Raw genomic sequence first — 5,261 nt, forward strand, 5'->3', positions numbered from 1 at the left:
CAACTAACTCATCTTTGGCCATTGGGCACCCACCATATCCATTGATTGCTCCATCAAATCTTCTACAACCGGCCTCATAAGCAGCTACAATTTTGTCAATAGCAGTTTTGGGGTTGGAGTGTAAATGAGCGCCAAATTCTACATCAGGATATTCTTTAATCAACCCTTTATATAAATAGTCTATGTTCTCCTTGTTAGAAACACCAATTGTATCAGCCAGGGAAATGATCTTTATTCCCATTGATGCCAGAATATCGGTGAACTTTGCTACGATTTCAACATTGTAAGGATCATCATAAGGGTTGCCAAAACCCATAGATATATAAGAGACTAATTTTTTATCATGTTTTACACATAGATTTTGAATCTCGTCAAGGCTATTGAGAGCTTCGAGAATAGACTTATTGGTATTTCTCTGCTGGAAAGTTTCTGATATTGAAAAAGGAAAGCCTAGATATGTAATTTCATCAAAACTTGAAGCGTCCTGTGCACCTCGCAAATTCGCAACTATGGCCAGTAATTTCGATTTAGTTCCGTCAAGTTCTAATCCTCGAAGGACCTCAGCAGTATCCTTCATTTGTGGTATGGCTTTAGGAGACACAAAACTTCCAAAATCAATAGTATCAAAACCTACCTTCAGCAGCTCATTGATATAGTCAGTTTTTTCTTGTGTTGGTATAAATTCATGGATACCTTGCATGGCGTCCCGAGGACATTCTATTATTTTCATTTGCTTAAAATCAAATTGTAAGTGCCCAAAGTTATTCGATTGAGGGTTATAGTCAAAACGATCATTTTATCGATGATATCAGCTCTTTATCTTATTTGGTTCTTGCAAATTGGTACATCGGGTTAGCTTTAACGCTGGTTAAAATAAATTAGATTATAATATGCCATTGTCACCCATCTCCGGAACACTTGGAGTAAAACGTGCAGCTCACTTGCTGAGAAGAGCCACATTTGGCGCTAGCAAAGACGTTGTAGATGAATTTGCTGCACTAACAGCTGCTCAGGCAGTTGCCCGGCTTTTCGATCAAAACTTACCAGACGCTCCGGTTCCTTTAGATACGTCAGCAACCAATCAGGATTGGGTTACAAATGGTACTCTTGAAGGGGTAAATAGTGATGATCGTACCTTAACCAATTATTTTAAAGGTTGGTTTCTGGGACAAATGCTAGGCTCAGGTGTAATAAATGCAAGTCAAAAACCGGCCTATTGCACACGAGAGAAAATCGTATTATTCTTTCATACGCACTTTACTACCATGGCTGAGAAAGTAGAAAGTAGCAGAGCACTGTATTTTCAAAATGCACTTTTCAGACTATTTGCGTTTGATCGGGAAGATAGAATGGCAGACATTACCGATGAAGATACCGGAGTTGTAACCTCAGAGATTGCCCCTACCAACTTTAAGGAGCTCTCAAAAAAATTATGTGTAGATAATGCTATGCTCAAATTTCTGGACGGCACCTTAAATGTGAAAGGCAGTCCTAATGAGAACTATGCACGGGAGATGTTTGAACTCTACACGATAGGCCGTGGTTTAGAAGCACGTGTAAATGGTATGACACCATCTGGTGATGGCGATTATTTTACATTTACAGAAACCGATGTGCAGGCAGCCGCCAGAGTGCTAACTGGTTTTAAATATGATGATACATTTAGCGAGATAGACCAATACACCGGTTTACCAAGAGGCGTGATAGAGCCAAATCAGCACACAATAGACAGCACTCAAAAGTCATTTTCAAGTTATTTTGATAGTGCCACAATAGATGCTGACCCTGATTTATTAGAAGGTGGCAATCCTACTGAAGAGAGCATGATTGACGAAATCAGTCAGCTGATTGATATGATCTTTGATCGTGAGGAAACAGCCAGGCAGGTGATAAGAAAAATTTATCGCTTTTTCGTTTACTACAAAATAGATGAGACGCTTGATGATACCATCATCGCTGATCTTGCGGCTACCTTGGTGGCTAATGACTTTAAAATACAGCCGGTTCTCGAAGAAATTTACCAGAGTGAACATTTTTATGAGGCCGTAGCCGGAAATGAGGATGATAAGTTTGGGGGTATAATTAAATCACCACTTGATCTTTCTTTAGGTGCTATCGCTTTATTTGATGGGCAGCTGCCAGATTATCAAACAGAATTGGAAGAGTTTTATATGATTACTTCTAATATCCTGGGTTACATGGAAAACCAAGGAATGGAATTTTATCAACCTTTTGAAGTTGCCGGCTATGGTGCTTACCATCAATTTCCTATTTACAATAGAAACTGGATTTCTACAAATTATCTAACACAGCGCTACAACTTCATTAGAGAACTCTTCAATCAATCCGGTGACTTGCCTTATGTAAATCTGCGAGTATTTGTAACTGAAAATTTTGGTGCTCTTGCCAATGATGCAAAACAATTGATCGTAAACTTGTCTCCATATCTCTATCCTTTTGCTGATAATCTTGATTTTGATGCTGGGGGTGGCGACCTTACAAAAGAGAGGCTACGTTATTTCTTACAGGCGTTTTTACAATTTGGTGACTATAACGATACTGCTGCAGTAAATCAGGCCAACGCTGATTGGGCCAGTCTATATAATGATGATTCTAAATATCTGGAAACAGGTGAGTACTTGAAACGGTTATTCAACGCAATGTTGCAAACACCAGAATACCAATTGTTTTAATTATGAAAAGAAGAAGTTTTTTAAGATCGATTCCATCTCTGGCTGGTGCGTCATTCGCATTAAATAACTTGCCGGTTAGAGTTATGGCAGAGCAGAGCCACTTCTTGCGATTGGCAGAGCAGAGTGACAATGATCGTGTTATGGTGATTATCCAGTTGCATGGTGGTAATGATGGTCTAAATACGATTATTCCAGTCGACCAATATGACCAATATTATAGTAGAAGGGCCAATATTGCAATCCCTGCTAAAAATAGTGTCAGAAAGTATATTCCTGTAGATAGTACTTTATCAATGGCCGATCAAATAGGGTTTCATCCTGATATGATTGGCGCAAAGGATTTATACGATCGTGGGCGTATGTCTATTGTGCAGGGAGTCTCCTACCCTAACAACAATGGGTCACATTTTAGAGGTAGAGATATCTGGCAAATGGGTGGTGGTTTTGATGATTACTATTCATCAGGATGGGTTGGCCGTTACCTTCAGCAAGAGTATGCACCACAGGTCTACCCAAATGATTTTCCTAATAGTAGTATGAAAGATCCATTGGCTATTGAAATTGGAGGTGATGTTTCGCTGGTATTTCATCAATCCGGCAATATTCCCACATCTATTTCACTACCTGGTTCTCCAGAGGGTTTTGCCAATTTGGTGGCTAGTCTGGAAGGCTTTGAAGACGAGCTTGTGGATCCCAGAGGCAAGCCTCCTGCATACCTCGATAACTCACCGTACGGCAAAGAGCTAAACTGGATTTTAGATTTAGAAGATAAGTCGGAAGACTATGCTGGCAGATTGTTAGAAGTATTTAATAACTCGACAGATCCGAAAGTCACCTACCCGGAGATTTATCCTTTTAATGCTCCATCAGGTAGTTTAACCAACAGGTTAACACCACAATTGCAATTGGTAACAAGACTTATTGAAGGAGGTGCTAAAACTAAGGTATATTTATTGAGAATTGGTGGGTTTGATACACATGCTGATCAGGTAGAAAGTTATGACCCAACAATGGGTGGTCACGCAGCCTTGATGTATCACCTATCATCTGCTATGAATGCATTTCAGGCCGATTTACGATCTAAAGGATTGGAAGATCGCGTATTATCAGTTACAACCTCAGAGTTTGGGCGTAGAATCGATTCAAATGGCAGCTATGGTACTGATCACGGAACCGGGGGTCCTATGTTCATTTTCGGCAAAGGTGTAAAACCCGGTGTTATAGGTACCAACCCGGATTTATCTGATCGCTCTAAAGGCAATGTATCTATGCAGCACGACTACCGCCAGGTGTATGCTAGTTTACTAAAAGATTGGATGTTGGTTGATGAAAACATTATCGCCAATGACATACTTTTCGGTAATTTTATTGATGGTCCTAAAGAAGATGGAAGTGGAAATTATGAGGCCTTGAACTTAGCGCAACAGCAAATTACTGGTACACAGAATTTTATAAGTAAACGCTTTAACCTTGGAAATGCATTTCCTAACCCGGCAAAAGACTTTACGAATATTAGCTTTACTGTAAATACCACAGATGCTGTAAAACTAAATCTCATCGACCAAAAAGGAATGCTTATTAAGTCAATTCTCAATGAAAACAAAGGACCTGGCACCTATGAGCTGCGATTGGATTTAAATGGCATTAAGCCGGGTATGTATCACTACCAGATTGAATCAGGCATTCTAAAAACTTCTAAAAAACTCATAATAAAAGGATAAATGAACAAGTGTATTTTGGCTTTAGTAGCCGGGCTAACATTGTTTTGCAGTCAATCAATGGCTCAAAAGAAGAAAAAAAGAAAGACATATCCTGTCTATGCCGTTCAGCCCCGACCATCTGAAAATGACCGTTTTCTTCAAACACAGTGGTGGCTGGGCTTTAAAGCTGGCGCTAATACCACAACAGCTTCACCTGAAACAAGGTATTCGGGTTTTAGTCCGGTAAATTATGAGCCTACGAGTAATCAAAAGCAGTATGAAGATTTTGGCGCTTTGGCAGGGCATGCAGGTTTAGAAATCACCTTATATCATCGAGGGTTTTCATTTAGCCTTCAACCCAATTATAGAAGACAGAATTTTATCTATACCAATAGTTACGAATGGGCTGAAAGTGAAAATGCCAATAATACCCTGGTTCTTAATTATAAGCAGTCTCATCTACTCGATTACATTGAAATTCCTTTTTTCATTAAGTACGACCTCACACAAACCAAGCTGAGGCCATTTGTGCAAGTTGGTGCTTACTACGCTAGGTTGGTAGGTGCGCAAAAATCTGTAGAGATCACTGGTGTTGATATGGCCTCTGGAAACTCCAGCGATTTTGAGACACAAAACCTTATTATAGGTGCAGAAGATGTGTTCATCAAATCATCGACCGGTATAGCAGGTGGTGTTGGTGTAAGTTATGATGTTTGGAATGTTCGTTTTGTCTTTGACGCCACCTATCGTTATGGACTCAACACGATTGCTGATGCTAAAAATCGTTATGCCACCAATCAATTGGCCAGCATTGGTGATGCCATGGATGATGTAGAGCTGAGAAATATTTCAATTTCGCTAGGCTGTG

The 5,261-nt window shown here is 39.8% G+C and carries 4 protein-coding genes; 3 read left to right on the forward strand and 1 reads right to left on the reverse strand.

All coding sequences use genetic code 11. The features are described 5' to 3' along the window. On the reverse strand, window positions 1-730 hold a 730-nt coding region (locus E1176_RS06680), incomplete at its 3' end, for a hydroxymethylglutaryl-CoA lyase (protein WP_155209828.1). A gap of 160 nt (window positions 731-890) precedes the next feature. Here E1176_RS06680 and E1176_RS06685 point away from each other — a divergent pair. The 3 genes from E1176_RS06685 to E1176_RS06695 form a co-directional block, all read left to right on the forward strand. Next, complete coding sequence (locus E1176_RS06685) at window positions 891-2,693, forward strand: DUF1800 family protein (protein ID WP_155209829.1); 1,803 nt, start codon at window positions 891-893, stop codon at window positions 2,691-2,693. Between the two features lie 2 nt (window positions 2,694-2,695). Next, the gene (locus tag E1176_RS06690; protein ID WP_155209830.1) at window positions 2,696-4,414 is read left to right on the forward strand and encodes a DUF1501 domain-containing protein; all 1,719 of its coding nucleotides are present in this window, start codon (window positions 2,696-2,698) and stop codon (window positions 4,412-4,414) included. Continuing rightward, on the forward strand, window positions 4,415-5,261 hold an 847-nt coding region (locus E1176_RS06695; RefSeq protein WP_155209831.1), incomplete at its 3' end, for an outer membrane beta-barrel protein.

Source organism: Fulvivirga aurantia (assembly GCF_009711475.1).
GTDB lineage: Bacteria > Bacteroidota > Bacteroidia > Cytophagales > Cyclobacteriaceae > Fulvivirga > Fulvivirga aurantia.

Coding starts and splice junctions, on each gene's coding strand:
- E1176_RS06685 (WP_155209829.1), top strand. CDS start 891: ATGCCATTGTCACCCATCTCCGGAACACTTGGAGTAAAACGTGCAGCT.
- E1176_RS06690 (WP_155209830.1), top strand. CDS start 2,696: ATGAAAAGAAGAAGTTTTTTAAGATCGATTCCATCTCTGGCTGGTGCG.